Here is a 26,341-nt window from a genome sequence, read left to right as displayed (position 1 = left end):
CATTCATCTCATGAAAAATAGAAAAATCATCGGTATAATGGCATGTGACCCACAAGGGGTGATAGGTAATAAAGGTCAGATGCCTTGGTCTTATATTAAGGAGTTTGAATATTTTTATCAGACGGTAAAATATAATATTATAGTCATGGGACGAAAAACCTTTGACTCTATACCTGCAAAGATTTTAAAAAATTGTATTTGTATTGTTTTTTCAAGAAATACACCATTACAATCTTATAATAATATATTTTTTATTAAATCTTTAGATGATTTTTGGCGGGTAATAAAGCCTTTTACTGATAAGAAAATTTTTATGGTTGGAGGGGTAGAAATAGCGACTCTTTTCCTAGAACAAAATCTTATTGATGAATTTTTACTTACAAAAATAAATAAAAATTATGATGGAGATACTTTTTTTCCTATTGATTTTCTAGCAGAATGGCATCCTGTAATAATAGATAAAACAAATGATTATCAAATTTACAAATTCATTAAATAAAGAGGTAAGATGAAATTTTTAGAACAGCTTGATATAGATCTTGAACAATATAATCTTTTAAATCATCCATTTTATCAATTATGGAATATGGGGAAACTTACTCATTATACTTTACAAATTTACGCAAAAGAATATTATCATCACGTTACAGCTTTCCCACGTTATATAAGTGCAATACATTCCAAATGTAGTGATATACAAGCTAGGCAAATATTACTTGGTAATCTTATAGAAGAAGAGCAAGGTGAAGAAAATCACCCGGAACTATGGAAACGTTTTGCTGAAGGGCTTGGATGTTTAAGAAGCCAGCTCACTTCAGAACCTAAATTAAACTCAACTCAAAAACTTGTTCAAGGTTATTTGAACTTAACAGAGAAATCTTTTTCTATAGGTCTTGGAGCACTTTATGCTTATGAGCGTCAGACTCCTGAAGTATCTGACTCTAAAATTCAAGGGTTACAAAAATTTTATGGAATTTCAGATTACAGAACTTTACAATTTTTCATTGTTCATAGTAAAGTTGATCAATGGCATACACAAGAATGTGCAAATTTGATTAATAATTTAAGCTCAAAAGAACAAAAATTAGTATATCAAGGAGCGATAAAAGGTGCAAAACTACTATGGCAATTTCTAGACGGTATACCTCGAGTAAATGAAGAGTTGGTATACGAAAGTCAATTTTAAAAAGAGCAAGGAGTTCAAAGTCCTCGGAGCGGAGTGTATACTTAAACGTTCAGCACCACAGCTCTTGTAGAACGACGTAGCCAATTTTTGAAATTCTACCTGAGTATACAACGTATCAATAATTTAACTATTATTCTCTTTCATAAAATGAAAAATATCTTCCTACATTCCTTAAGCCTTGAAAATTATCGTAATTTTAAAAATCTTGAATTAAAAACAGATAATACACCAATAATTTTAATAGGTGAAAACGGTAGCGGTAAAACTAATATTTTAGAAGCTATATCACTATTTTATCCAGGCAGGGGCTTGCGATCAGCGAAACTTGCCGATATATGCAAGGCTTCAGAAGATCAGTGTCTAGTTAAAGCTCTATTGCAAAGCAAATTAGGGCTTGCAGAATTTACCACACAATTTAAACGTAGCTCTAATAGAAGAATAACCGAGTATAACGAAAGTAAAATAGCCAATAATGAGTTAAGTAAATTTACCAGCATGGTATGGCTGACTCCGCAAATGGAAGGTATCTTTACAAGCGGTAGTAGTGATAGAAGAAAATTTCTTGATAGAATAGTTTATAATTTTGATTCAAAGCATGCAGAATTAGTTAGTAAATATGAATATTACATGTATGAGAGAAATAAAATTCTAGCAGAAGATATAAGAGATGATAATTGGCTGAAAATCATCGAAGAAAAAATGGCTGATATGTCTGGTCATATTGCTAATAATCGCTTAAACACCTTAGAATTTATGCAGCAAGCAATAGATGAACTTGAAAATGAGTTTCCAAAAGCCGATTTATCGATTGACGGCATTGTTGAACAAAAAATATTAGACGGCGAAGAAAATATTGTTAATTTTATTACTGCAGAACTTTATCAAACAAGAAGCAAAGATAAACTACTTGGTCGCACTAGTTTTGGAGTTCATAAAAGCGACTTTTTAGTAAAGCATCAAAAGAAAAATATCTTAGCCAAATTCTGTTCTACCGGTGAACAAAAAGCTATATTAATTGCAACAATTCTTGCTGAAATGAATTATGCTATAAAGCTAACTAAAATAGCACCGATTTTACTTTTAGACGAAGTCTTTGTGCATCTAGACGACAAAAGACAAGGGTATTTAATCGAATTTTTTACCGCTTTAAACATGCAGCTATGGGTTACCGCTACCGATCTAGAGGGAATAGAAAATTTTGCAAGTAAAGCACAATTGATTAAATTATAATTATTTAGCTTGGATTATTTTTAAATAACCTAAATTGGCATATTCTATAATTTTTTGATCAAAAGTAAATAAACACGCATTAGTAGTTCTAGTAGCTGCTATAATAAATCTATCTGCCGGGCCTTTATGTTCATAATGAGGTAAGAGGCAGCTTTGTATTAAAATTGAAACCGACAGGTCAATTAAATTTAAGCCAGGTATAGATAGTAACTTATCAATCCAATCATTTAACTCAATTGCAAATGCTATTTTACCTTTATTTTCAAGCATTACTATTTCCCATATAGATATAGCAGGTATATATAGCTTATTTTGCTCTCTTATTTTATCTATTAAATTGATTTGTGCTTCAGATAATCTAATTCCTTCTACATACCAAATTAATATATTAGTATCTAAAATCAACCCATCTTGGTTACTAGCCTCAATATCAGTCATTATTTACTTCCCAGTCAGATTCACAAGAAAAATTTACTATATCATCATTAATTTTAACAGTACCTCTTAAACAACCAAAATAACTTTTTTTATTTTCTTTGGTATAAGTATCTAGAGGCACTACCTTAGCAACCGGCAATTTTCTTTTTGTAATAATAAAAGAATTATGTTTACTTTTAACTTGATCAACTAGATTTAAGAAATGCTTTTTAAACTCAGTAGCAGATATTTGAACATTACTATTTTTCATAATATAAATACAATTAATATTTGTCTTAATACTATATGACTACCAAATATAGGTTATATGGTACTTAGAGTATAGTCATAAAATATAAAAACAGCAAACTAAATTTAAAGGGAGTGTTGAGCTATGAAGAGTAAAAGGTTATAATGTGATAAAAAAATAAGAAAGTAAAAAATGTCAGAGCATCAAATAACAATGGTCAGTTTAGATGAATTAGTTAGCCCGGAACATCAATATCGTAAATTTAAAAGTTAATTTAATTTCAAAGTAGTTGAAAGAGAGTTATTAGCGATAGAAACTGAAGCTAATTATAAAGGCTATGGAGCATTGAGGTTATTTAAATGTTTACTTCTACAATTTATGGAAGACTTATCTGATCGAGAATTAGAACGTTATTTGGCTGATAGTAATGCCGGCAAATGGTTTTGTGATTTTGCTCTTACAGAGACGACTCCAGATTATAGTGTGTTTAGTAAAATACGTAAGAAAATAGGTACTAACTTACTATCAAAAATATTTGCAAACTTTAGAGAACAACTACGAAAGCAAGGTTATATGAGCGAGGTATTTACCTTTGTAGATGCCTCTCATTTGATCTCAAAAGCTAGTCTTTGGACAGAACGTGATGAGTTGAGGAAGCAAAAATATGACAAGCTAAATAATGAGACTTTGCCCAAAGTTGCGAATGATAAACAAGCTAAAATTGGTTGTAAAGGAGGTAATAAGTTTTGGTATGGTTATAAAAAACATGTTAGCGTTGATATCCAATCAGGGATTATTAATAAGGTTGCAGTTACCTCTGCAAATGTTACTGATAGCAAAGGTTTTAAACACGTTATGCCACGCTCCGGTGCTGCATATGTAGATAAAGCATATTGTACAAATTTGAATCCAATTGAACGACTGTGGAAATTTATGCATTCTGTTGTAAGTAACAATAAATTTTATGCGAATTTTGAGACATTTACTGATTCTATACGAATATTTTTTGAAAATATTGAAAAATATAAAAATAAAATTTCGGTTCTGTCAGATTCTTTGTGTAAGTACGATTTCGCCATTTGTCCAATTTTGTAAATTAGTATCACAAAGGATTGCAAATTGATTTAAAGCCATTGCCCAATTCTTAATAGGCATTGTCCATTTTTTAGAGGCATTTGTCAATGCCAAAAAGATTATTTTCTGCATTGATTTATCATCTGGAAATACTCCCTTATTTTTAATAATTTTACGAATTTGACGGTTAGTGGATTCAATAGCATTAGTAGTGTAAATCGCCTTTCTAATGTCTTCTGGAAAGCTAAAAAATGGAGCTATGCCAGACCAAATTTCGTTGCCATATATCAAAAATAACTGGATATTTTTCATCCCATTTTTTGGCAAAGTTTTGTAATTCTCTCAATCCCTCTGCTTCATTTATTGCAGAATAAACTGCCTTTAAATCAGCTGTTACCGATTTTAAATCTTTGTATGATACGTATTTTACAGAATTTCTTACCATATGCACAATACACAACTGTACTATGGTTCTTGGAAAAATGCTATTTATCGCCTCTGGAAAACCTTTAAGACCATCAACACATGCAACATATATTTGTTCAACTCCTCGATTCTTCAGTTCTGTTACTACCTGCATCCAAAATTTAGAACCCTCATTCTTACCTATCCAAATACCTAATAGCTCCTTCTTGCCTCCCATATTAACTCCTATAGCCATATATATTGCTTTATTTATTATTACATGCGTATCTCTTGCTTTAACATGAATACAATCTAAGTACATTATAGGATATATACTTCTTTAACTTGAAAAGTTGGAAAATGAATATTTAGATGAGCGAATAATCAATGTTCTTATGGATAATTAATATCTAATACTACCAATTCTTCAGGTAAAAGAAGTATACACTATCAAGTGCTCTATTCTGCCAGGCAGTAACTTCCTCTAAAATACCATCAGTTACCTTTGATATTAACTCAGATGATACCTTGGTAGCATATAGTTCTTCTAAGTGTCCTTGTATTTCCCTAATGGTCATTCCCCTAGCATATAAGGATATTACTTTATCATCAAATCCTTCAAATTTTCGTACTCCTTTTGGAATGAGTTGAGGTTCAAATTCTCCATCCCGATCCCTTGGCACTTCTACTGTCAATTTACGACCTTCAGGATCTATTAAAGTCTTTTCATAATTGCCATTACGTCTATTCTCTGACTCCTTGGCATTCTTAGAATGCTTCTCATAACCTATATGAGATTCCATTTCTTTCTCTAAAATCTTATTTACTATCTGCTTTTTAAATTCCTGAAATATCCCTTCTTTGCCAAATATCTCAGATGGATCACTTTGTGATAGTATTTCTGATACTACTTTTTCTATAGTCGGATTTGATATTTTGCTCTTATTCTTCATATTAGCCTCATGTAAGTTGTTTTAATTAATTTTATTCTTAACTATTTTTACAACTTACACAAACTTTCTGACACCCTCCTTCATTGGTAAATGACAATTTTCAAACCATTGTGCCTAATCATTTTAACAACTCTTCATGTTGAAGAAGTATATATATCTTTAAGCACTATATGCGGTTTTTTTTATGGTTATACATATTACAAGACCAATAAAATATTATGCTCTATGATAGTACATTTTGGTCTAAATTTATGCCATTTATTGTTATTTACTTATCCTGCTCTTAAAACTTTATGAAATAAATGTAATTTTAATAGACAAAGTTATAGAGTTTTTTTATTTATAAATAGTAAACATCATAACTAAGTTTTATGAACAAAGACATCCCTACGGATTTATTACCTTCAGAATATGAGTTAGCAAGCTCTAGTAATGCTGCTTTGACTCTACTTTTAATGGGAGCAACTTTATTATGCTTGATAGGTTATTGCTGCTACTGTTGTTTTGATAATGAGCGACAAGATATGGGGCTTGAATTAATCGGTGACCACCACGAACATGATGAATAATATTTTTAAATTATTTCATAGTTCTTAATGTCATTCCCGCATAGGCAATTATAGTGCCGGATTTTTACTTTATGTCATTCCAGCCTACGCGGGAAGGCATTGTTACGTAGACCGGTAAAACCTACTGTGTCACCCCGTGGCTTGACCACGGGGTCCATAAAAACAATAAAAAATACTAATAATTTTAGTATTTTTAACTGGATCCCGTGGTCAAGCCACGGATGACAGAGGTGAAACTGATCCACGCACCAATACCTCCTCGCAATGACGATTTGTTATCCACACAGGCAATACCTAGCCTACAATTTACTTGGATCAAAGCTAAAATTAATCTCTTTCCAATGGTTAAAACGAGCAGGATCAAGATTTTCGATAGGGCTTGCTTGCCATACCGCTCTAATTGCATTATCCGCTAAAGCTTCACAAACACTAGCCGGAATATTAGGACAAATTCTTTCTTTAACCTTTGCTTGCTCTACATTTCCTGCTTTATCTAGCGTAATACTAATAATAACTTTTACCTTATTATTACCTCTAACCCCCGCCGGTACATTACTCCAATGTCTTTCAATCTGTCTTTTTATCAAAGATGTTTCACTATCGGAAAGAGGCAGCCCATCCGTATAAACACCTTTAGCTTCTTTTGCATTATCAACTTTTTTTGATCTTTGATGCTTATTGGATTTTACATTATCCCCTTCAGAAGATTGCTCTAAATTCTTCAGTAAAGAATCAAGCTCTTCGGTTTTAGGCTCTTTTTTCTTTACCTCTTTGGGTTTCTCTTCCGGTTTCTTTTCCTCTTTCTTTTCTGCAGGCTTTTTCACTTCCTCCACCGGCTTTTTTTCTTCTTCTTTAGGCTTTTCTTCTTTTACTTCTTCTTTTTTCTCAGGTAACACTTCTTTCGCCTCTTCAGGCTTTGGCTCTTCTATAGGTTTTTTCTCTTCTATAGGTTTTTTCCCTTCTATTTTAGGCTTTTCTTCTCCCGGTTTGGTCTCAGCTTCTTTAGCTTTTTCTTCTTTAGGCAAATCTTGCTGCGGCTCTTCTTCTTTTGGCTTACTCTGCTCAGACTTTTTAGCATCTTCATTTTCTATAGGAGCTTCTTTTTGCTTTGTTTGAGTGATAATATTTGATTTATCGCTAACAGGTAGCATTTCAAAAGTTATAGTTTGCTCTTCCGGTAACTTTTCAAAAAACGATGGCATACCGAATAGAAAAAAATATAAAAGAAGTAAGTGCAGAACAACAGAGAAGCTAAGGAAAACCGTAAAATTATCCCTATTTTGGTTACTTTTCATTATTTTTAATATTTGAAATAAGAGCTACACGAGAAAAGCCGGCAGCATGAATTTCGGCAACTATCTCTACCACCTGCCCATAAGAAACATTCCTATCGCCTCTTACAAAAATTCTAGCATCCTTTTTTTCTTTAGTGATATTTGCAAGCTTGTCGGTTAAATGTGTTCTCTCTATAGGAGTTTCAAGCAGGAAAATTTCACCTTTATTATTGATAGTAACGACTAGTGGTTCATCCTGCCCTGAAATCGGACTTGAATTTGTCTCAGGTAAATCCACATTTACTCCTGAAACAAGCATTGGAGAAGTAATCATGAAAATAATTAATAGCACAAGCATCACATCAACGAGCGGAGTAACATTAATTTCACTAACTACCGCTCTTTTACTTTTTCTATTACTTCCGGCAAGCTTTATAGCCATTACATTTTCTCCTGATCAATTGCCTTAGAAAGTATAGAATTTAACTCGCTACTAAAATCTTCAATCTTATTATTTATAAGAGTAATACGGGAAATAAGATAGTTATAAAAAATTACTGCCGGAATAGCTGCAAACAAGCCTATCGTAGTTGCAAGTAACGCTTCGGCAATTCCGGGAGCTACTACGGCAAGAGAAGTATTTTTTGAAGTAGCAATCGATTGGAAGCTGTGCATAATCCCCCAAACAGTACCGAATAAGCCTACGAAAGGAGCACTTGACCCAACAGTTGCCAAGAAGCTTAAATTTTTCTCCAGCTTTTCGACTTCCCTATTTTGAGCTAAGTACATTGCACCCGTTATACGCTCTTTATGGTTGTTTTTTAACGCATCGGAAAGCCCTTTAGTACTTAAACTTTTACACTCATCCATAGCCGAGACAAATATCAAAGCTAACGGATTATTAACCGACCTCTTTATGCTTTCATATAATTGCTCTAATACTCCACCGGACCAAAACACATTTTCAAAATTCTTCATTCTTCGCTGCACTTGTGCTAGCTTAAATATTTTATCCAAAATAATAGCCCACGACCAAATGGAGGCAATAAGCAGCATCAACATAACCGACTTACCGATAATGTCGGAGGAGCTTATTAAAGAAAAAATCGATAAATGATCTTGCGTAACAATTTCTAAGCTATCGCTAATATTATTAATATCCGTACTCATAACTTCCTTGATAAATGATAGACGAAGTTTAATTTGGAAAAAAGCAAGGCATTTTGAAGCTTTTAACCACAGCGTACATTATTTAGTACGTGAGGATTAAAAGTAAAAAATAACGTAGCCAATTTTTCAAATTAAACGAGTATATAAAATAATATATTCATATTTTACTTTTGTCATTAAGTTATGTGAAAAAATTTTGAGTATGTCATTGTTGCGTGGACACCTATGTCAAGCCACGGGATGCCACATATTTTTTAAACCATTAATTTAATATCTCTTGACTTATCTCAATTTTTTATATAAAGTGCCGCTCTTAAATTTAATCTAGAGTTACACATGAAATTAACCGAATATTTTGAAAAACTTGAATCTATAGCTTTTGGTCCATGGCTTAATAAATACAAACAATTATTTACCTCAAAAGAATTAGCTACTCAGATGTTTGACATAATCATTCAAGCTCAAGAAAATAAAGAACATTATAATAAAGAGTTAGTTATACTATCTAATGATGTTATTGAAACAGAGGTAGGAGAAAATACAAATCAATCAGAAGCTGCAGTTATTTTTTCTTCAGACCATAGAGAAAATTTATATTATGGGAGTGTTGAGCTATGAAGAGTAAAAGGTTATAATGTGATAAAAAAATAAGAAAGTAAAAAATGTCAGAGCATCAAATAACAATGGTCAGTTTAGATGAATTAGTTAGCCCGGAACATCAATATCGTAAATTTAAAAGTTAATTTAATTTCAAAGCAGTTGCAAGAGAGTTATTAGCGATAGAAACTGAAGCTAATTATAAAGGCTATGGAGCATTGAGGTTATTTAAATGTTTACTTCTACAATTTATGGAAGACTTATCTGATCGAGAATTAGAACGTTATTTGGCTGATAGTAATGCCGGCAAATGGTTTTGTGATTTTGCTCTTACAGAGACGACTCCAGATTATAGTGTGTTTAGTAAAATACGTAAGAAAATAGGTACTAACTTACTATCAAAAATATTTGCAAACTTTAGAGAACAACTACGAAAGCAAGGTTATATGAGCGAGGTATTTACCTTTGTAGATGCCTCTCATTTGATCTCAAAAGCTAGTCTTTGGACAGAACGTGATGAGTTGAGGAAGCAAAAATATGACAAGCTAAATAATGAGACTTTGCCCAAAGTTGCGAATGATAAACAAGCTAAAATTGGTTGTAAAGGAGGTAATAAGTTTTGGTATGGTTATAAAAAACATGTTAGCGTTGATATCCAATCAGGGATTATTAATAAGGTTGCAGTTACCTCTGCAAATGTTACTGATAGCAAAGGTTTTAAACACGTTATGCCACGCTCCGGTGCTGCATATGTAGATAAAGCATATTGTACAAAGTCTACCAAAGATACAGCAACTAGGCAAGAAGTGCATCTTTGTGCTGTAAAGAAAAATAACATGAAAGATAAAAATTTTGACCTTGATAGATATTATACAAAAATTAGAGCACCTTTTGAAAGAGTATTCTCACAAGATAATAAACGTGTCAGATATATTGGTATTGCCAAAAATCAATTCTCGGAATTTATGAATGCTATATGTTTTAATTTGAAACGCTTAACCGTTTTAACGGCTAGCTAATATTATAATGGATAACGCATAGATAATAACAAAATCTCCACTGATTTTTACTAATTTTGTATATATACTTCTTTTACCTGAAAAATTGGTAGTATTAGATATTAATTATCCATAAGAACATTGATTATTCGCTCATCTAAATATTCATTTTCCAACTTTTCAAGTTAAAGAAGTATATATAGCTTCGCCGTAATTAGCTGTTATATATTTAAAACTTTCTTTGAAATTTTTAATATTGTCATATTCTATCGGTTCGTGATTTAATTGATCTAAATACTCACCAAGCATTTTACCGGCAAATCTTCCCACGCTTGAAAATATGCCGCCTCCGAATGTCTTTCCTATGCCGCCGCCAAGCGAGCTAAAAAACTTCCAAACATATTTACCATATTATAGTTTAATATGGATTGATATTAGCACTATGATGTGGTAACACTAATATATAACAATCGTCATACCGTGGCCCTGCCGGTCTTGTTGCATGGCTCGTTTATGTCATTCCTAGCTAAAGGCGGGAATCCAGAAAAAAGTATAGATATAGCAAATTTTTAAAATTAAAAGCTGAGGTTATATCGCTTTATGCTGGATTCCCGCCTACGCGGGAATGACATAAAAAACCCCCGGGTGACACACTGCCTTTAAAAAAACGGAAACCGTAAATGTTTAAAAAATATTTGTTCATCGTACTATTATTTATTACTTCCTTAGTTAAAGCAGAAATTATAGAAGTGGATAGTTTAAATAAAATAAAACAAGATTTTAAAGAAAATTATAATAAAAATTATCTACCTCAGGATTTATTAGTAGTAACGGTGTTAGATGAATTTCTGTTTAAGTCTTTAGTGCCTATCGTTGAACAAATTGATAAAGATATTTATCGTACACTAACTCCTCTTTTGCTTAATATTAATAAAAATCCAAAAGCTATTTATATAAATCAATTGATTTTAACTAATGATAGTTATAAGAAAGAATTACAAGAAGCTGATTTTCCAAATTTTGTAAATGAAATGAGTAATAGTAAAATCCCTATAATAGCAGTAAATGATGGCTTTACCGGTAATTTTAATAATATTCCTAAATATGAAATATGGTTTGCCGATTATTTAAAGAAAAATTTCAATATTGATTTTTCAAATAGTTTTCCAAACAATAATTATATTATTTTTAATAATTTAGACAGTTTTGCTAATACTTATCCGGTATTTTATAAGGGTATATTGACGAGTAATAATATATCGGAAGCGGAAATGATGCTCAATTTCCTTGTTCAAATGAACTTTATACCGAAATGCTTTATAATGATTAGTAGTAGCGTAGAATTGCTAAGCTCAATGGAATTTCAGCTTAGTAGTTATAGTTCTAATATATTATTTATTGGTTATCATTATAATAATAAAAATGCTCCGGAAAATAAAGATGCTGCATATTATACTAAAACCATTGGTGATTTAATACCTCAAATAAATAAATTAAAAAGAAATGATCCACCTTTAAAGAATAATAATGCGAAAGGTAAAAATCCTTATGATAAAAATCAATAAAGTTTTATTGAGCTTACTTTGCTTAGTTATTTCGTGTGTAAGTTATGGTCAAATTATTCCTACTTACTCTGTAGATTCGGTAACAATGAAAAATTTATTACCGAAGATAGATGCAGATACGCTGGTACTTATAAATATAGATAATACTATTATAACACCGAAATCCAAATTATTTCGATACCGGGATAATTCTTATATAAATTTTACTAAATATTTATATAGTCTTGCAGCGGATAACACATCAGTTAATAAAACTATTGCAAAATTGATAGTGCAGCGTCAAATGATGCTTGTTGAATCTAAATGGGTAGATTTAATTAATAAGATGAAACAGCAAGGTGCAACAGTTTTAGGTCTTCAAGAAATAACTGCTCCATGTAATCTAATTGAAAATTATGAAGGATGGTTATATACCTTACTTTACGGACTCAATATTAATTTTACTAATAAAGTTAATGATAAAGATGTATTTAGATTTAATCCAAGCGATGCTGGAGCACCTATTTTTTATTTAGGTATAATATTTACCGGTAATATAAATAGAGTAAAAACTCTTATAGAGTTCTTAAAAATTATACCAAAACAACCTACAAAAATAGTAATTTTTGCAAATAATAAAAAAGATTTAGAAAATATGGACTCTTATTTAAGCATGATTGATATAGGGTATTATGGAATTGAATATTTGGGGTGGCAAATGTTACCAGGGTCACCTGATCATCAAATCGCTGAGTTGCAGCAATCTACGTTTTTAAATACCGGTCAGTGGTTAGAAGATGATACGGCTGCAAAGATGTTAAATAAATAATTATGAATGACAATTTAATTAATGCTTTAAAAGATTTAATTATTAATACCGGTAAGGTTGCACTAGATATAAAAAAGGCAGGAATATTGACTGATATTAAATCAGATGGGTCAGTAGTCACTAATGCTGATAAGGAAATTAGTAAAATAATTTATCAAACTCTACGAAGCTTAACCTCTCAAATAGCTATAGTATGTGAAGAGCAGCCGCTACCTATATTAAGTAGTAGTACTTTTTGGTTAATTGATCCTATTGACGGGACACGGAGCTATGTAAACGGTAAAAATACATATACGGTAAATATAGGGCTTATTAAAAACGGTCTTCCAGCTATCGGTTTGATATATCACCCTGAAACAGCAAAGCTATATTATACCGATGTACAGGGGCGGTTAAAAATCGAACAGAATTCTAAAGAAATATTTGTTAATCATGAACCTAAACATGAAGAGCTTAATGCGGTAATAGGTTTTTATAATTCAAATAAAGCTACTAAAGAATTTTTAAGTAAATATTCATTCGGTCAAATAAATGCAATAGGCAGTTCAATTAAACTATGCTTAATTGCTGAAGGAGCAGCTGATATATATCCAAAATTCGGTCCAACTATGGAGTGGGATATAGCGGCAGGTCATGCTTTAATTAAAGCCGGCGGCGGTAATATTTTAGATACACATGGACAAGAAATTACTTACGGTAAAGAAAATTTCGCTAATCCCAATTTTTTTGCCTGTAGTGAATATTGGTTGGAAAAGTGTCTAAGCTGTCATACCTTGGCTTGACCACGGTATCCATTAGAAACATTTGTAGTAGTTAAATATTACTGGATACCGCGATCAAGTCGCGGTATGACAATACAGACTACTGAATCCATGCTTTCGCAGGCATGACATCTCAAACCAACTTCTTTAACTCATAAATCAACTCAAGTGCTTCTTTAGGAGATAATTTATCAGGGTCGATAGTTCTAAATTGTTCATCTAATTTGCTGCTTATAATAGTTTTATTAGGTTCAAGATTGAACAAGCTCAAATTATTTGATTCCGTTGATAAAATGTTTTTTCCTTTACCGGTAGAAGTTTTCTCAAATTTAAGCAGAATCTGCTCAGCTCTATTTATAACGCTGGCAGGGAGTCCTGCTAAAGCTGCAACATGAATACCGTAAGATCTATCGGCAGCCCCTGATATAATATTATGTAAAAATAGAATATCTTTACCTGACTCCTCAATAGCAATAGTATAATTTTGCAAAGCCGGCAGGAAATTACTCATAACAGTAAGTTCATGATAGTGAGTTGCAAATAAACAGCGACATTTTAGCTTATCATGGATATATTCAAGCACCGACCACGCTATAGATACACCGTCATAAGTGGATGTGCCTCTACCTACCTCATCAAGTATTATTAGTGAGTTTTTTGTAGATTGAGCAAGAATTGCCGAGGTTTCAAGCATCTCGGCCATAAAGGTTGATTGTCCCTTAATTAAGTCATCAGCAGCACCTATTCGGCTAAATATCTTGTCGACTACTCCTATTTTGGCACTTTTAGCAGGCACAAACGAACCTATTTGAGCAATGATTGCAATAATGGCGTTTTGACGTAAAAAAGTACTTTTACCTGCCATATTAGGACCGGTAATTAACCAAATACGCTCAAGTTCCGATAAATGACAGTCATTATATACAAAGCTTTTGCTTTCTCGTTGTAGTGCTTTCTCTACTACAGGATGCCGTCCTTTAACGATATCAAAGCTTAAATCGTCGGTAAATTCAGGCTTAACATAATCATATTCATCAGCGATATATGCAAAATTACAAAATACGTCAAGCCCGCTTAAGGAGCTTGCAAGCATTCGTAAATAGGAAGCTTTTTCGATTACTTGGTTACAAATATCCGCATATAATTCTTTTTCCAAGCTTATTACTAAGGTTTTAGCGTTGACTAACTCGCTTTCAAGCTTTTGTAGTTCAGTAGTAGTGTAACGGACATTATTAACCGTTGTTTGACGGTGAATAAATTTGGGATCAAGGATTTTATTAACATTTTTAGCGGTAATATCGATAAAAAGCCCTATAACATTATTATGAGATATTTTTAAACTGTCTATTCCAGTTTCTCTACGATATTGATCTTTTAGCTTTTCAATATGTAATTTCCCGTTATTAATTAAATCATGTAATTGGGCTACTTTCGGATGATATTCATGTTTTATTATACCCCCGTCATTTAAATTATTCGGTGCATCTTCTCTTATGCTCTCGTCTATTAAATTATATAATTCTGCATCGCCTGATAGAGGTTTAATAATTTTTTCGATAAAATCAGGTAAATTAAAACCGTAAGCGTCAAAAAATACTCCTTTAATAATCGTTGCAGCTTCCAAGGTATATTTAATACTAAGTAAATCACGACCTGAACTTCTGTTCATTGTAATACGTGTTAGGCAGCGCTCTATATCACTAGTTTTTTTTAGAAGTTCTCTAATTCTTTTTACTATTTCTAAGTTGGAATAAAAGAACTCGGTAATATTTAAACGATGATTTATTTTAGCAATGTTGGTTAAAGGACTTGAAAGAAAATTATATAGTAAACGTCCGCCTTGTTTGGTAACCGTATGATTGAGAGTGTTTAGTAAACTTCCTTTCAGGGCCCCTTGTGAGTTTGTTACAATTTCAAGGTTGCGTCTAGTAGCGAAATCAATAGTCATATAGCTATGAAAATTGATAATTCTAGGGATTGGTAAATGAGGAATATTTTGTTTTTGCGTTAATGATAAATATTCTAAGATGCTACCTATGGCACAAATTTGACTGCTAGATATCTCACCGATTCCTTTAATATCTTTCATTTTATAAAAGTCTAAAATGATTTTTTCGCATTTATTAATCGCAAAAAAACTATCAACCTGATAGGTAATGCGAAAATTTAATTGTTTGAAAATACTATCCGCGAGACTCGAAGATCTTAGATTTTCGCTAAGCAGAATTTCACGAGGTTTTAGACGGGCAAGCTCATTAAGAATTTCCGTTTCCGGTACATTAACTATAAAAATTTCGGAAGTAGAAAGATCAACATAACAAAGGCTAGCCGTTTCTTTATTTTTCGGTATTACAAGACTTGCTAAATAATTAGGTTCGGCTGAAGCAATTAAATTTTCTTCAATTATAGTTCCTGGAGTTATAATACGTGTAACGTCTCTAGTAACTACCGCTTTATAGCCGCCTCTATTTTTTGCCTCTTCAGGGGTTTCAAGCTGGTTACAAATAGCAACCTTATAATTTTCTTCGATTAGCTTAGTTAAATAATTCTCAAGAGCATGATAAGGCACTCCGCACATCGCAATTTCTTCTTCACCGTTTTTACCTCTTTTTGTTAAGGCAATACCGAGTACATTGCTGGCTAAGATTGCATCATCATAGAACATCTCATAAAAATCACCCATTCTAAATAGTAGTAAACAATCTAAATGAGCAAATTTAATGTCTAGATATTGTTGCATCATTTTCGTTGCAACATCGTAATTATATTTTTGTTTAAACTCTTGAAGATTCATATTAAGCAGTACTATTCATATTATGGTTTATCGAATATATAATAATGTTTCATCAAGTTAAATATATATTTTTATAGGAAATTTAATTATAATGCTGCATTATTGAATTATTTCTGTTATTATTAATTTATACTGAAAATATTTACAATTAGATCATTATGAAAGCACAACTTGTATCTCTCACTAATAGAGGGCAAATGACAATTCCAAGTTATATTAGAGAGAAATTAAATTTATCTACAGGAAGTAAGTTAGAGCTAAAAACGCCAGTTTAGGATAAGAAGAGTTTAAGATTATCGAAAAAAGAGTTTAAAATATTAGTTTTAGTAATATTAAAAGCATTAACACAAGCTAGAATATGAACTAAAAAATTAGTAGGTGATCGATGCCTTGAGTGTTCAAGATTCATATTATTTTTTAGGACATTAAATACTGACTCAACCAACGACCTTTTTCTAAGCTGTATTTTATCTTCCATTTCCAATAAATGATTCTTCATATCTTTTCTAATTCCTGTAAATAAGCGTAATCCACGACCTAATAATTTAGTAAATAATTCCTTAGAAATATATCCCTTATCACCAAAGAGTTTACCTTGTAATCCATCAGTTATATCGTCTGCTACCGATAAATCACTATTATTTGCTTTGGTAATTTTGATCGCCATAATCGCTCCCTTATTGTTAATTACTATATGCAACTTAAACCCCATAAACCATCCATAACTACTCATCCCTATTTTAGCTATATACTTCTTTAACTTGAAAAGTTGGAAAATGAATATTTAGATGAGCGAATAATCAATGTTCTTATGGATAATTAATATCTAATACTACCAATTCTTCAGGTAAAAGAAGTATACCACTAAATACTTTATTGCTATTTGTACGTTTTGTATGACATATCGATAATTTAGTTGAATCTATGCAATAAATTCCTGTTTCCTCTCCTCTAAATAGTTGCAACATTATAACCAAGCGGTAGAATTAATCTTGACCATAATTGTATTATTCGACTATAACTTGGTAATTTAAAATAACCTCTATATTTATATGATAAGTGATATAAATAATAATTCTTAAAATCTTTGCACGGCGATATATAAAAATATAATACGATAGTTAAAAGCTCTGAAAGGCTTAAATTCCCTTCTCTCCGGCGTTTTCTATCTGTTGGTATTAATTTTTGCTTCTCCCATTCTTCATATATTTCACAAAAATTGTCTAGTATCTAAAATAAAGTTGTGATACATTTTTTCATTGTTGGGTTCTTGTTTTTTTGTTGAAAAACTTCAGTAACCCAACACTCTTAACTTGTAAATACTTTATTCTTATTCCATGCTTCTCTTCTTCCTTATCCTAAATTCGCGTTTCTAAGGAAATATTTACTAAATTATTAGGTCGTGGATTACGCTTATTTACAGGAATTAGAAAAGATATGAAGAATCATTTATTGGAAATGGAAGATAAAATACAGCTTAGAAAAAGGTCGTTGGTTGAGTCAGTATTTAATGTCCTAAAAAATAATATGAATCTTGAACACTCAAGGCATCGATCACCTACTAATTTTTTAGTTCATATTCTAGCTTGTGTTAATGCTTTTAATATTACTAAAACTAATATTTTAAACTCTTTTTTCGATAATCTTAAACTCTTCTTATCCTAAACTGGCGTTTAAAAGCTTTACTTTAAAAAAACTATGTAATAAAAAATCTTTAATTTTAAAGATTTTTTAATATGGATCCCCGCTTTCGCAGGGATGACATCGAGATTTTTTAAAAAAATGTCCGGTACTATAGATTTATTCACGGGATCCAGTTAAAAATATTAGCGTTGTTAGTATTTTTAGTTGTCTTTTGGATCCCGTGGCGGGGCTACGGGATGACACCGAATGGGTTTCCTAGTCCACACAACAATACCTCTCCACGAAAGTGAGAATGAAATTGATTGCTGTTGATTTCAAACTAAGATTTTTTTTGGATAAAACCAAACGAGGAGTAAACAGATTAGAAGACCGATATTTAAGAGTAGATTATACTCCGTCATAGAAATACCGAAGATTTTGATTGCGGGTTTTGTGCAGGAAGTGATTGGCTGCGAGTAGAACATTTGCTTGATATGTTGTATAGACAAGCCTTTCGGGATACGGATCATCGATGAGCAAAGAGCGCTTGGTTGTACTATCCCTCTTTCTACGAAGCTATGATATGTTGATAATATGCAAGAGCTAAGGATAGTTAGGAGAATGAATATTAAAGTATATTTGCTTAATTGTCTGATGATTAAAGCAGTTAAGCAAATTTTGATTAGCGTTAAATAGGGAAACCTTTCGTAAACGCATAAAGGGCAGGGTGTATAATGGAATATATATTCAGCAATATAAGCGGTAGCAAGTGCTATTATAGAAATTGCAATTAGTCCTAAATGTAGAACTTTATAGCTATCTTTTCTGATGTAATTTATAATAGTAGTAAATGGCATGGTTTTTTAAGGTTATGGTTAAGTATTTTATATCATTTTTGCTCTTTATTAGGTCATTCCCGCGAAAGCGGGAATCCAGTAAAACCTATAAAAAACTTGTTTTTTTAGGTTTATTTTATCAATGTTTAAGACTATTTTTGCTGGATTCTCGCTTTCGCGGTAATGACAATTAAATTTTACAAATAAATAAATTTAGTATATTGTCACTGATTATTAATTAAAGTGCAAGAAAAATAAATGTCAGAAATTTGGGAAGATGCTATTAAGTCAAACGCTTGGCCTTTTGTTGAGGCTAAGAAAATATTAGACAGCTTAAACGGTAAAGCTCCTGAAAAAAATTATGTATTATTTGAGACGGGTTATGGTCCTTCAGGTTTGCCTCATATAGGTACTTTTGGTGAGAATGCTCGTATGGTGATGGTGCAGAAAGCGTTTGAGCAATTATCCGATATTCCTACTAAGCTAATTTGCTTTTCTGATGATATGGACGGACTTCGTAAAGTTCCTAGTAATATCCCAAATCCTGAAATGGTAGCACAATATATGGATATGCCGCTTACTTCTATCCCTGATCCGTTCGGTGAATGTGAGGGTTACGGGCATTATATGAATGCAAAGCTTCGCTCATTCCTTGATAAATTCGGTTTTAAGTATGAATTTTATAGTAGTACTAACTGTTATAAGGCGGGTATGTTTGATGAAATGCTGATAAGAGTGCTAGAGAAATATGACGAAATAATGGAGCTGATGCTACCGACTTTTAGAGAAGAGCGAAAGGCTACCTATTCGCCTTTCATGCCTATATGCCCGAAAACAGGTAAGGTACTGCAAGTACCTATAGAGAAATGGGATGCTAAAGCAGGTACTGTTACGTATAAAGACGAAGCCGGTAATTATATAGAAGTACCGGTAACGGGAGGGCATTGTAAATTACAGTGGAAACCGGATTTTGGTATGCGTTGGGCTGCTCTTAAAGTCGATTATGAAATGTACGGCAAAGACCATCTAGCAAATGCTCGACTTTATTCAGAAATTTGCCGAATCCTAGGAGGCAAGCCGCCGGTGCAGCTATGTTATGAGCTATTTTTAGATGAAAACGGTGAGAAAATATCAAAATCAAAAGGTAATAGTATTAGCGTCGATGATTGGCTTAAATATGCTCCTGTTGAAAGCATGGCATTATTTATGTATCAAAATCCGACTAGGGCTAAGCGTTTGTTTTTTGATGTAATACCTAAAAATGTTGATGAATATATTACTTTTAATCAGAAATATCATTTAGAAGAGGATAGGGCAAAGCGTTTTGCAAATCCAGTTTATCACATACATCACGGGAATGTACCGAAAATTGAGACTTTTGGTATTACCTATGCGTTGCTTTTAAATCTTACTTCCGTGTGTGATCCTTCCGATAAATCGGTACTTTGGGGATTTATTAGCAAATATGAGCCAAAAGCAACTCCAAATACTAGCCCTTATCTTGACCACTTAGCAGAATTTGCTATAAGATATTATAATGACTTTATTAAAGCACATAAATCATATTTAGCTCCTTCTGAAAAGCATAAGGTTATTTTACAAGATATATTATATATGTTATCTAGCATATCTGATCAAACCGAAGCTGAAGCGATTCAGAAAGCAATATATGATATAGGAATGAAAGCAGGATATGAAAATCTGCGTGATTATTTCAAGGATCTATATCAGATATTGCTTGGGCAAAGCGAAGGTCCAAGACTCGGAACTTTTATAAAGCTTTACGGGATACAGGAAATGAAGAAGCTGATTGAAAGGAAGTTACTATGTCATACCGTGGCTTGACCACGGTATCCATAAAACAACCCAAACTATGTATCGTTTTAGTATTTTTAACTGGATACCGTGGTCAAGCCACGGTATGACATCGAAAACAAATGAATGAAATTTTTTGTAGTACATTACCTATTTTTTTAATTACGCTTCTTGGTAGTATTATCAAAAATAAATGGTTAACTTCAGAAGAATTTTGGCGTGGTATTGAGAAATTATCGTATTTTGTACTATTTCCTGCCATGCTGTTTAATTACGTATCTACTGCCGACTTAAGCGTTGCATCGATAATTAAGTTAGTAGTGGCTCTTATTATTTCCACTATCCTTGTATCAATTGGTCTTATAATTTACCAAAAAAAATACAATATAGATAAAATCCAATTTACTTCCATTTTTCAAGGATCAATTCGTTATAATAGCTACATTTTTTTTGGAGTAAGTAGCCCGCTGCTTGGCCCTAGTGGGATTTCTATTGTCGCCGTTATTTCTTCTTATATGATTATTTTTACCAATATTTTATCGGTAATGATTTTCGCTTATTATATCCCTAATAAATCCGTTACTAATACTATTAGAACTAGTTTTGTTTTAATGATGAAATTAATTGTGCGTAACCCGTTAATTATCGCAAGTTTAGTAGGGTTCGTTTTTAATTACTCAAATCTTGAATTACATTTAGGGCTTAAGAAAACACTAGATAGTCTTTCTAATGCTGCTTTAGCTATTGGTATGTTAAATGTTGGAGCAGGGCTTAATTTTACTATTAGGCGAGAGGTTTTACACAATGTAATGTTTACAAGCTTTATTAAATTAGTTGCATTGCCTCTAGTTAGCGTAATAGTATTATGGTTAATGTCAATTGAGGGGATAGATAGATCGGTAGGAATATTATATAGCTGTCTTCCATGTGCAAGTACGGCTTATGTTCTATCTCGTCAGCTTGACGGTGATCCTGATTCTATGGCGTCGATTATAACATTTACTACTTTTTTCTCAGTGGTTACTATATCAATTATTATGTATATAATGGGGTGAAAAATGTCATTCCCGCGAAAGCGAGAATCCAACTCTTTCTTCTGTCATCCCGTGATTTATTCACGGGATCTAGGAAAAAATAAAAGACTGGACCCCGTGGTCAAGCCACGGGGTGACATTAAGGATTACTGGATTCCCGCTGTTGCTGGAATGACATATAGAACTCTGCGATGACACACTTAACAAAAAACAGGAATTTCTAAAATGGATGAAATGAATAAAATAAATTATGCTGAAGCCCTTGAATATCATGAAAAAGATAAACCGGGTAAAATCGCTATTTCTGCAACAAAGTCTTTAGTTACTCAGCAAGATTTATCGCTTGCGTATTCTCCAGGTGTAGCTGCTCCTTGCCTTGAAATTGCTAAAAATTTAGAGGATGTATATAAATATACCGCTCGTGGTAATTTAGTTGCCGTAATCTCTAACGGTACTGCCGTACTTGGGCTCGGTAATTTAGGAGCGGCTGCTTCAAAACCGGTAATGGAAGGAAAAGCCGTACTATTCAAAAAATTTGCCGATATTGATGCAATTGACTTGGAAGTGAATACGGAAGACCCTGAAGAATTTATTAATGCCGTGAAGTATCTCAGTTATAGTTTTGGGGGTATTAATCTTGAAGATATTAAAGCTCCTGAATGTTTTATTATAGAAGAAAAATTAAAATCTTTAATGGATATACCGGTCTTTCATGATGATCAGCATGGAACGGCGATTATTACCGCCGCAGGGCTAATAAATGCAGCATATCTTACTAATCGTAAGCTTGAAAATCTAAAAATAGTAGTAAATGGAGCAGGGGCTGCCGCTATTGCCTGTATTGATTTATTAATTGCTCTTGGAGTCGATAAATCAAAGATTATTTTATGTGATACAAAAGGTGTTGTTTACAAAGGACGCCTAGAAGGTATGAATAAATGGAAAGAGCTATATGCAAGCGATACCAAGTTTAGAACTTTAGCGGAAAGCTTAAATAATGCAGATGTATTTATAGGGTTATCGGTAAAAGGGGCGGTAACTAAAGAGATGGTGAAAGGGATGGCAAATAATCCGATTATTTTTGCTATGGCTAACCCTGATCCAGAAATTACTCCTGAAGATATAAAGCTTGTGCGGGATGATGCAATTATAGCAACAGGGCGATCTGATTATAATAATCAGATTAATAATGTTATGGGATTTCCTTATATTTTTAGAGGAGCATTAGACGTAAGAGCAAGGACCATTAATACAGAAATGAAAATAGCAGCAGCAAAAGCTATTGCAGATTTAGCCCGTAGACCTGTACCGGAAGAGGTTTATAAAGCTTACTCAGGGCGTAAGATGGTTTTCGGTAAGGAATACATCATTCCCGTACCGTTTGATCCTCGTTTAATTACCGTAGTAGCAGCGGCGGTTGCCGTTGCTGCAATAGAAAGCGGCGTTTCTAGGGTTAAAGATTTTAGTATAGGTAAATATAGGAAAGAATTGGGTAGTAGATTAAACCCTACTGCTAACTATATGAATTTCTTAGCTGAAAAAATTCATAATGCACCGCTTAAGCGGATTGTTTTTGCTGAAGGTGAAGAAGAAGAAGTAATTTCTGCCGCCCTTATGATGCGAGACGAGAAATACGGTCATCCGATTATAATTGGTCGTGTTGAGCGAATTGAGGCTACGTTAAAAAAGATAGGTAAAGATATTAGCTTAGACGGAATTCAAATAATGAATGCAGCTTTAACTGATAGTTTAGAGAAATATATTAATTATTTATATAAAAGACTTCAGAGAAAAGGCTATTTATATCGTGATTGTGCTAAACTTGTTAAAACAGATAAGAATATTTTTGCTGCTTGTATGGTAGCTTGCGGTGACGGTGATGCTCTTTTAACCGGTGTTACTAAAAGCTATATCGATAGTTTAGAAGATATCATGAAAGTAATTTCGCCAAAACCTAATCGTAGAATCCTTGGCTATTCAATTATGATTGCTAAAGACAATAATATTGTTATTTCTGATAATTGTATTACTGAATATCCAAACAGCTTAGAGCTTGCTCAAATAGCAACACAAACGGCAGAAATTGCTAAAAATATGGGTATTACTCCAAGAGTTGCTCTTCTTTCTTTTTCCAGCTTCGGTAATGCTTCTAAGGAAAAAACAGCTCGTATTCGTGAAGCAGTAAATATACTAGATAATTTTAGTAAAGACAAAGAAGAGCTGAGCGGCATGAAAGTAGATTTTGAATATGATGGAGAGATGTCGGTTAAGGTAGCTTTAGACGGTGATTTACGTAAATTATATAAATTTTGTAGATTATCAGGATCTGCAAATGTATTAATTATGCCTGGTTTAAATTCAGCGGCTATTTCTACTGAATTATTACAAGAATTTTCATCCAATAGCTTCATAGGTCCTATAACAAACGGTTTTGAAAAACCCGTTCAAATACTTCAAGCTACAGCAACAGCTAATGAAATACTAAAAATAGCAACTTTTGCTTGCGTTGAGGCTATAAAAGAGGTTTAAGAGGCTATCTATAAATAAATTTTAACCGATAATTTAATTTTTTTTGCTGTGAATTATAAGATTTTTTTGAAATATGAATAACTATTCTTGCAAGAATCTTATCAATTAGTCTCTAAAATTATATTGTTTGTTAATATCAATTTCTGAATAAAATCTTACAAGCCACAGTAACAGATAGTAAAATATTAAAAATTTCGGCTTTTACTTGTATTGAATCTATAAAAGGTCTTTAATTACTAGATATTTAATTAACTTGTGAGGGATAAAATGGACTCATTAGTAAAAAACGAAGTAATTAAACTTTTTAATGATAAGCCAAAAAGCGGAATTGTAAGAATTAAAAAATGGTGTGCTGATAATAATAAAGATTTTGCAGAAGAAACTGCTAAATTTTTTTATGAGGAAAAAAGTAATCTAAATTTAGAGTTTGTAGGAGATTATCTTGGAATAGATGGAGGCGATAATAAAAAAGTATTAGAGAGTTTTACTAAGCAATTTGATTTTAAAGAAAAAGATTATTTAGAAAGTTTACGTGGGTTTTTACAATCATTTAAATTACCGGGCGAAGCTCAAAAAATAGATAGGTTAGTCGAAAGTTTTGGGACAAACTATTATGAACAAAATTTAAACGGTGAAATAAAAAGTAAGGATGCCGCATATATACTAGCTTACCAAACAATTATGCTTAATACCGACTTGCATAATCCTAGTATTGCCGAACCGAAAAAAATGACTTTTGAGCAATTAAAGAATAATTTAAAAGGTACTAATGAAAGTCAAAATTTTAATGATAATTTTTTGAAAAAGATATATGGCGGAATAAAAGCCAAACCTTTCGTACTAAATTTTGTAGATAGTAGTCCTGGTTATGAGATAGATAATATAAGTTCGCGAAATGATCAAACTTTTAAAAAATCAAGTAAATTCTTAGAAGAAAAAAGAAATATTCAAGACATCTTTCCTAAATTACAAAATAATAATTTAACGGCAGAATTTAAAAATCCTAAAACATTGCTTAATAAGTTTACCGGTTATGAAGGGAGTGTAATAGTTAAAGATGAGAAAGGCGGTAAAGCAGAAATTCAAGTCTATAAACCAAGTGTATTTTCAAGATGGTTTTCAGGAGAAAAGTCTAAAATCATAATTCAGCCTTTAAGTGAAGAAGGAAAGCAGCCTTCAGAACAATCATTAAAGTTAGCAGCACAAATTACCGCAAGCTTTGAAACTAAAGTAACAGCTATTAAAGCAACTTATGATTATTTAAAGGAAGATTTAAAGAGTCGATATGAGAATATCAGAAATCCTAAAAAAGAATTAGAAAGAGCTAGTTCTATTGCAGAACTACATAAAAATATTAAAGAAATTACAGAAATTGTACAGCAAACAAATCAACAAATACCTGAAAAACCTTTGGCTTCTAAAGAGAGTTTTGAAGATCTCACACAAGCAGAGATAGGAATAAAGCCGGTAGAAATACTAATAAAGAGTTCATCTCAACCAGTAGAAAAGCCAAAATTTAATTCTTTTATAGAAGAGTTAGCATGGAAGAATGTGCAAAGAAAGCAAAGTGTTGATACTCCAATAAGTCAAAATAAAGAATCTAAAATCCAAACAGATAATCATGCAAAAATTTTAGAAGAATTAAAGCAAAAACAGAAAGAATTAGAAGATAAGAAAAAGGGGCTTGAAGAAAAAAAAGCTAATTCTAATATTACTAGAGAAGAAAGATGGAAAATTGTTGCAGAATTGGAATCTATTAATAATCAATTTAAAGCTATAGAAAAAGAACGTAGTACTATTAATAGTGTTTCAGATAGAGAAAAACAATTTAATAATAAAAATAACCCCTCATCGCCTACGAAAGGAGAACCGACAGCTGCAGATTTACAGCAACAAGGAGCATTAGCAGCTATAAAACGTATGAAAGAAGAGAAGATAAAGCAGCAGCAAGCAGAAGCTACTAATCAACCTTCAAAAAATACTTCAACTATGCCTAGCGGTACTATACCGGTGCCGCCTCCAATGCCTGGGAGTGGTCTTTCTGTTCCACCACCACCTCCTCCGTCAATTCCAAATATTGTAAAAGAAGAGGCGAAAGATATTGGTAAACAAATACCTCAGGAAAGAGATAAGAATAAAGAAGGACTGGCAAAAGCTATGGAGACACAAAGAAAAAAAATAGAAAAGCAAAACTCAGGAAGAGGAATGTAACTTGCTGCATGAATCAAAAAATAAGTTCGGTGTCATACCGTGGTCAAGCCGGCGTTGTTGCATGGCTCTTATGTCATTCCTAGCTAAAAGCGGGAATCCAGTCAAATAAAGCTTTATTTGAAAAAAATTATCTAATAAAAAAATCTTTGAAATCAAGATTTTTTTAGCATGGATCCCTGCTTTCGCAGGGATGACATCGAGAGCTTTTTGAAAATTGTCCAGTACTATAGGTCAAGCCACGA

At 32.4% G+C, this 26,341-nt stretch carries 31 protein-coding genes and 1 pseudogene; 20 read left to right on the top strand and 12 right to left on the bottom strand.

What is annotated here, in order from left to right:
• Positions 1-10 precede the first annotated feature (10 nt).
• The 3 genes from AC5584_RS06415 to recF all read left to right on the top strand — a co-directional run bounded on the left by AC5584_RS06415 (position 11) and on the right by recF (position 2,416).
• Entirely contained in the window at positions 11-499 is a 489-nt protein-coding gene (locus tag AC5584_RS06415) for a dihydrofolate reductase (protein ID WP_499216226.1), read from the top strand.
• A 9-nt stretch (positions 500-508) separates the two neighbouring features.
• Positions 509-1,186: a CADD family putative folate metabolism protein gene (locus AC5584_RS06410; protein ID WP_499216225.1), complete on the top strand. Its 678-nt coding sequence runs from the start codon at positions 509-511 to the stop codon at positions 1,184-1,186.
• Positions 1,187-1,333: 147 nt separating this feature from the next.
• The gene (gene recF / locus AC5584_RS06405) at positions 1,334-2,416 is read left to right on the top strand and encodes a DNA replication/repair protein RecF (RefSeq protein WP_499216224.1); all 1,083 of its coding nucleotides are present in this window, start codon (positions 1,334-1,336) and stop codon (positions 2,414-2,416) included.
• Here recF and AC5584_RS06400 read toward each other — a convergent pair whose 3' ends face one another.
• Positions 2,417-2,854 (bottom strand): type II toxin-antitoxin system VapC family toxin, encoded by a 438-nt coding sequence (locus tag AC5584_RS06400; RefSeq protein WP_499216223.1) that lies wholly within the window; start codon positions 2,852-2,854, stop codon positions 2,417-2,419.
• Entirely contained in the window at positions 2,847-3,104 is a 258-nt protein-coding gene (locus AC5584_RS06395; RefSeq protein ID WP_410526718.1) for a type II toxin-antitoxin system Phd/YefM family antitoxin, read from the bottom strand. Before AC5584_RS06395 ends, AC5584_RS06400 begins: the two co-directional genes overlap by 8 nt.
• A gap of 288 nt (positions 3,105-3,392) precedes the next feature.
• Between AC5584_RS06395 and AC5584_RS06390 the strand changes: the two genes are divergently transcribed.
• Positions 3,393-4,178, top strand: coding sequence for a transposase (locus AC5584_RS06390; RefSeq protein ID WP_499217020.1), 786 nt, complete (start codon positions 3,393-3,395; stop codon positions 4,176-4,178).
• Here the strand turns inward: AC5584_RS06390 and AC5584_RS06385 are convergent.
• From AC5584_RS06385 to AC5584_RS06375, 3 genes are all read right to left on the bottom strand, one after another.
• Positions 4,131-4,448, bottom strand: coding sequence for a transposase (locus AC5584_RS06385; protein WP_499216222.1), 318 nt, complete (start codon positions 4,446-4,448; stop codon positions 4,131-4,133). The genes AC5584_RS06390 and AC5584_RS06385 overlap by 48 nt on opposite strands.
• The gene (locus AC5584_RS06380) at positions 4,402-4,884 is read right to left on the bottom strand and encodes an IS256 family transposase (RefSeq protein WP_499216221.1); all 483 of its coding nucleotides are present in this window, start codon (positions 4,882-4,884) and stop codon (positions 4,402-4,404) included. Before AC5584_RS06380 ends, AC5584_RS06385 begins: the two co-directional genes overlap by 47 nt.
• A gap of 94 nt (positions 4,885-4,978) precedes the next feature.
• The gene (locus AC5584_RS06375; protein ID WP_499216220.1) at positions 4,979-5,515 is read right to left on the bottom strand and encodes a transposase; all 537 of its coding nucleotides are present in this window, start codon (positions 5,513-5,515) and stop codon (positions 4,979-4,981) included.
• Between the two features lie 90 nt (positions 5,516-5,605).
• Here AC5584_RS06375 and AC5584_RS06370 point away from each other — a divergent pair, with 90 nt between their 5' ends.
• The 3 genes from AC5584_RS06370 to AC5584_RS06360 all read left to right on the top strand — a co-directional run bounded on the left by AC5584_RS06370 (position 5,606) and on the right by AC5584_RS06360 (position 6,309).
• Positions 5,606-5,812 carry a CPBP family glutamic-type intramembrane protease gene (locus AC5584_RS06370; protein ID WP_499216219.1) on the top strand — a complete coding sequence of 69 codons (207 nt, stop codon included), beginning with the start codon at positions 5,606-5,608 and terminating at the stop codon, positions 5,810-5,812.
• 74 nt (positions 5,813-5,886) lie between these two features.
• A complete protein-coding gene (locus AC5584_RS06365) occupies positions 5,887-6,084 on the top strand; it encodes a hypothetical protein (RefSeq protein ID WP_499216218.1) in 198 nt (65 codons plus the stop codon).
• 99 nt (positions 6,085-6,183) lie between these two features.
• Positions 6,184-6,309: a proline/betaine transporter gene (locus AC5584_RS06360; RefSeq protein WP_499216217.1), complete on the top strand. Its 126-nt coding sequence runs from the start codon at positions 6,184-6,186 to the stop codon at positions 6,307-6,309.
• Positions 6,310-6,383: 74 nt separating this feature from the next.
• Here AC5584_RS06360 and tolA read toward each other — a convergent pair whose 3' ends face one another.
• From tolA to tolQ, 3 genes are read right to left on the bottom strand one after another with little or no spacing between them, the layout of a single operon-like run.
• The gene (gene tolA, locus AC5584_RS06355) at positions 6,384-7,379 is read right to left on the bottom strand and encodes a cell envelope integrity protein TolA (RefSeq protein ID WP_499216216.1); all 996 of its coding nucleotides are present in this window, start codon (positions 7,377-7,379) and stop codon (positions 6,384-6,386) included.
• Positions 7,369-7,800 (bottom strand): protein TolR, encoded by a 432-nt coding sequence (tolR, locus tag AC5584_RS06350; RefSeq protein WP_040257432.1) that lies wholly within the window; start codon positions 7,798-7,800, stop codon positions 7,369-7,371. Before tolR ends, tolA begins: the two co-directional genes overlap by 11 nt.
• Entirely contained in the window at positions 7,800-8,528 is a 729-nt protein-coding gene (gene tolQ, locus AC5584_RS06345; protein WP_499216215.1) for a protein TolQ, read from the bottom strand. The genes tolR and tolQ overlap by 1 nt, the downstream gene beginning before the upstream one ends.
• Positions 8,529-8,864: 336 nt before the next feature.
• On the opposite strand from tolQ, the gene AC5584_RS06340 reads away from it, so the two are divergent.
• Together AC5584_RS06340 and AC5584_RS06335 are read left to right on the top strand one after the other, a co-directional pair.
• On the top strand, positions 8,865-9,146 hold the full coding sequence (locus AC5584_RS06340) for a hypothetical protein (protein ID WP_499216214.1): 282 nt from the start codon (positions 8,865-8,867) through the stop codon (positions 9,144-9,146).
• A 161-nt stretch (positions 9,147-9,307) separates the two neighbouring features.
• Positions 9,308-10,144 (top strand): transposase, encoded by an 837-nt coding sequence (locus tag AC5584_RS06335; RefSeq protein WP_499216920.1) that lies wholly within the window; start codon positions 9,308-9,310, stop codon positions 10,142-10,144.
• Positions 10,145-10,303: 159 nt separating this feature from the next.
• Here AC5584_RS06335 and AC5584_RS06330 read toward each other — a convergent pair whose 3' ends face one another.
• Positions 10,304-10,489 carry a hypothetical protein gene (locus AC5584_RS06330; RefSeq protein ID WP_499217019.1) on the bottom strand — a complete coding sequence of 62 codons (186 nt, stop codon included), beginning with the start codon at positions 10,487-10,489 and terminating at the stop codon, positions 10,304-10,306.
• Between the two features lie 81 nt (positions 10,490-10,570).
• Between AC5584_RS06330 and AC5584_RS06325 the strand changes: the two genes are divergently transcribed.
• The 4 genes from AC5584_RS06325 to AC5584_RS06310 all read left to right on the top strand — a co-directional run bounded on the left by AC5584_RS06325 (position 10,571) and on the right by AC5584_RS06310 (position 13,278).
• Positions 10,571-10,696: a hypothetical protein gene (locus tag AC5584_RS06325; RefSeq protein ID WP_410527309.1), complete on the top strand. Its 126-nt coding sequence runs from the start codon at positions 10,571-10,573 to the stop codon at positions 10,694-10,696.
• A 107-nt stretch (positions 10,697-10,803) separates the two neighbouring features.
• The gene (locus tag AC5584_RS06320) at positions 10,804-11,688 is read left to right on the top strand and encodes a DUF2608 domain-containing protein (RefSeq protein WP_499216213.1); all 885 of its coding nucleotides are present in this window, start codon (positions 10,804-10,806) and stop codon (positions 11,686-11,688) included.
• The gene (locus AC5584_RS06315) at positions 11,651-12,496 is read left to right on the top strand and encodes a DUF2608 domain-containing protein (protein ID WP_499216212.1); all 846 of its coding nucleotides are present in this window, start codon (positions 11,651-11,653) and stop codon (positions 12,494-12,496) included. Before AC5584_RS06320 ends, AC5584_RS06315 begins: the two co-directional genes overlap by 38 nt.
• A 2-nt stretch (positions 12,497-12,498) precedes the next feature.
• Positions 12,499-13,278 (top strand): 3'(2'),5'-bisphosphate nucleotidase CysQ family protein, encoded by a 780-nt coding sequence (locus tag AC5584_RS06310; RefSeq protein WP_499216211.1) that lies wholly within the window; start codon positions 12,499-12,501, stop codon positions 13,276-13,278.
• Positions 13,279-13,390: 112 nt separating this feature from the next.
• Here the strand turns inward: AC5584_RS06310 and mutS are convergent, their stop codons facing one another.
• The gene (gene mutS, locus AC5584_RS06305; RefSeq protein ID WP_499216210.1) at positions 13,391-16,051 is read right to left on the bottom strand and encodes a DNA mismatch repair protein MutS; all 2,661 of its coding nucleotides are present in this window, start codon (positions 16,049-16,051) and stop codon (positions 13,391-13,393) included.
• A gap of 158 nt (positions 16,052-16,209) precedes the next feature.
• Between mutS and AC5584_RS06300 the strand changes: the two genes are divergently transcribed.
• Positions 16,210-16,326 carry an AbrB/MazE/SpoVT family DNA-binding domain-containing protein gene (locus AC5584_RS06300; protein ID WP_499216209.1) on the top strand — a complete coding sequence of 39 codons (117 nt, stop codon included), beginning with the start codon at positions 16,210-16,212 and terminating at the stop codon, positions 16,324-16,326.
• Here the strand turns inward: AC5584_RS06300 and AC5584_RS06295 are convergent.
• Positions 16,323-17,281 (bottom strand): annotated as a pseudogene (locus AC5584_RS06295) (IS982 family transposase). The gene AC5584_RS06300 and the pseudogene AC5584_RS06295 sit on opposite strands and share 4 nt — an antisense overlap.
• Before the next feature lie 132 nt (positions 17,282-17,413).
• Between AC5584_RS06295 and AC5584_RS06290 the strand changes: the two are divergent.
• Positions 17,414-17,716, top strand: a complete 303-nt coding sequence (locus AC5584_RS06290) for a transposase (RefSeq protein WP_499217018.1) — start codon at positions 17,414-17,416, stop codon at positions 17,714-17,716.
• Positions 17,717-18,009: 293 nt separating this feature from the next.
• On the opposite strand, the gene AC5584_RS06285 is transcribed toward AC5584_RS06290, so the two are convergent.
• Positions 18,010-18,531 carry a disulfide bond formation protein B gene (locus tag AC5584_RS06285; RefSeq protein WP_499216208.1) on the bottom strand — a complete coding sequence of 174 codons (522 nt, stop codon included), beginning with the start codon at positions 18,529-18,531 and terminating at the stop codon, positions 18,010-18,012.
• A gap of 237 nt (positions 18,532-18,768) precedes the next feature.
• Between AC5584_RS06285 and AC5584_RS06280 the strand changes: the two genes are divergently transcribed.
• The 5 genes from AC5584_RS06280 to ralF all read left to right on the top strand — a co-directional run bounded on the left by AC5584_RS06280 (position 18,769) and on the right by ralF (position 26,099).
• On the top strand, positions 18,769-20,355 hold the full coding sequence (locus AC5584_RS06280; protein WP_499216207.1) for a lysine--tRNA ligase: 1,587 nt from the start codon (positions 18,769-18,771) through the stop codon (positions 20,353-20,355).
• Positions 20,321-20,455: a hypothetical protein gene (locus tag AC5584_RS06275; protein ID WP_499163055.1), complete on the top strand. Its 135-nt coding sequence runs from the start codon at positions 20,321-20,323 to the stop codon at positions 20,453-20,455. Before AC5584_RS06280 ends, AC5584_RS06275 begins: the two co-directional genes overlap by 35 nt.
• Entirely contained in the window at positions 20,448-21,380 is a 933-nt protein-coding gene (locus AC5584_RS06270; protein WP_499216206.1) for an AEC family transporter, read from the top strand. The genes AC5584_RS06275 and AC5584_RS06270 overlap by 8 nt, the downstream gene beginning before the upstream one ends.
• A gap of 204 nt (positions 21,381-21,584) precedes the next feature.
• The gene (locus tag AC5584_RS06265; RefSeq protein ID WP_499216205.1) at positions 21,585-23,888 is read left to right on the top strand and encodes an NADP-dependent malic enzyme; all 2,304 of its coding nucleotides are present in this window, start codon (positions 21,585-21,587) and stop codon (positions 23,886-23,888) included.
• A 267-nt stretch (positions 23,889-24,155) separates the two neighbouring features.
• A complete protein-coding gene (gene ralF / locus AC5584_RS06260) occupies positions 24,156-26,099 on the top strand; it encodes a T4SS guanine nucleotide exchange effector RalF (RefSeq protein ID WP_499216204.1) in 1,944 nt (647 codons plus the stop codon).
• Positions 26,100-26,341 lie beyond the last annotated feature (242 nt).

The organism is Rickettsia endosymbiont of Villa modesta, from assembly GCF_964026485.1.
In the GTDB taxonomy this organism is placed as follows: domain Bacteria; phylum Pseudomonadota; class Alphaproteobacteria; order Rickettsiales; family Rickettsiaceae; genus Rickettsia; species Rickettsia asembonensis.
This window is presented reverse-complemented; position numbering and strand designations above follow the sequence as displayed.

What these genes read in the sequence shown, in the direction of transcription:
- AC5584_RS06415 (WP_499216226.1), top strand. Translation starts at nt 11, where the DNA reads ATGAAAAATAGAAAAATCATCGGTATAATGGCATGTGACCCACAAGGG.
- AC5584_RS06315 (WP_499216212.1), top strand. Translation starts at nt 11,651, where the DNA reads ATGCGAAAGGTAAAAATCCTTATGATAAAAATCAATAAAGTTTTATTG.
- AC5584_RS06395 (WP_410526718.1), bottom strand. Translation starts at nt 3,104, where the DNA reads ATGAAAAATAGTAATGTTCAAATATCTGCTACTGAGTTTAAAAAGCAT.
- AC5584_RS06340 (WP_499216214.1), top strand. Translation starts at nt 8,865, where the DNA reads ATGAAATTAACCGAATATTTTGAAAAACTTGAATCTATAGCTTTTGGT.
- mutS (WP_499216210.1), bottom strand. Translation starts at nt 16,051, where the DNA reads ATGAATCTTCAAGAGTTTAAACAAAAATATAATTACGATGTTGCAACG.
- AC5584_RS06310 (WP_499216211.1), top strand. Translation starts at nt 12,499, where the DNA reads ATGAATGACAATTTAATTAATGCTTTAAAAGATTTAATTATTAATACC.
- AC5584_RS06300 (WP_499216209.1), top strand. Translation starts at nt 16,210, where the DNA reads ATGAAAGCACAACTTGTATCTCTCACTAATAGAGGGCAAATGACAATT.
- AC5584_RS06270 (WP_499216206.1), top strand. Translation starts at nt 20,448, where the DNA reads ATGAATGAAATTTTTTGTAGTACATTACCTATTTTTTTAATTACGCTT.
- tolR (WP_040257432.1), bottom strand. Translation starts at nt 7,800, where the DNA reads ATGGCTATAAAGCTTGCCGGAAGTAATAGAAAAAGTAAAAGAGCGGTA.
- AC5584_RS06375 (WP_499216220.1), bottom strand. Translation starts at nt 5,515, where the DNA reads ATGAAGAATAAGAGCAAAATATCAAATCCGACTATAGAAAAAGTAGTA.
- AC5584_RS06410 (WP_499216225.1), top strand. Translation starts at nt 509, where the DNA reads ATGAAATTTTTAGAACAGCTTGATATAGATCTTGAACAATATAATCTT.
- AC5584_RS06265 (WP_499216205.1), top strand. Translation starts at nt 21,585, where the DNA reads ATGGATGAAATGAATAAAATAAATTATGCTGAAGCCCTTGAATATCAT.
- tolA (WP_499216216.1), bottom strand. Translation starts at nt 7,379, where the DNA reads ATGAAAAGTAACCAAAATAGGGATAATTTTACGGTTTTCCTTAGCTTC.
- AC5584_RS06280 (WP_499216207.1), top strand. Translation starts at nt 18,769, where the DNA reads ATGTCAGAAATTTGGGAAGATGCTATTAAGTCAAACGCTTGGCCTTTT.
- AC5584_RS06400 (WP_499216223.1), bottom strand. Translation starts at nt 2,854, where the DNA reads ATGACTGATATTGAGGCTAGTAACCAAGATGGGTTGATTTTAGATACT.
- tolQ (WP_499216215.1), bottom strand. Translation starts at nt 8,528, where the DNA reads ATGAGTACGGATATTAATAATATTAGCGATAGCTTAGAAATTGTTACG.
- AC5584_RS06370 (WP_499216219.1), top strand. Translation starts at nt 5,606, where the DNA reads ATGACAATTTTCAAACCATTGTGCCTAATCATTTTAACAACTCTTCAT.
- AC5584_RS06285 (WP_499216208.1), bottom strand. Translation starts at nt 18,531, where the DNA reads ATGCCATTTACTACTATTATAAATTACATCAGAAAAGATAGCTATAAA.
- AC5584_RS06365 (WP_499216218.1), top strand. Translation starts at nt 5,887, where the DNA reads ATGAACAAAGACATCCCTACGGATTTATTACCTTCAGAATATGAGTTA.
- recF (WP_499216224.1), top strand. Translation starts at nt 1,334, where the DNA reads ATGAAAAATATCTTCCTACATTCCTTAAGCCTTGAAAATTATCGTAAT.
- AC5584_RS06380 (WP_499216221.1), bottom strand. Translation starts at nt 4,884, where the DNA reads ATGTACTTAGATTGTATTCATGTTAAAGCAAGAGATACGCATGTAATA.
- ralF (WP_499216204.1), top strand. Translation starts at nt 24,156, where the DNA reads ATGGACTCATTAGTAAAAAACGAAGTAATTAAACTTTTTAATGATAAG.
- AC5584_RS06320 (WP_499216213.1), top strand. Translation starts at nt 10,804, where the DNA reads ATGTTTAAAAAATATTTGTTCATCGTACTATTATTTATTACTTCCTTA.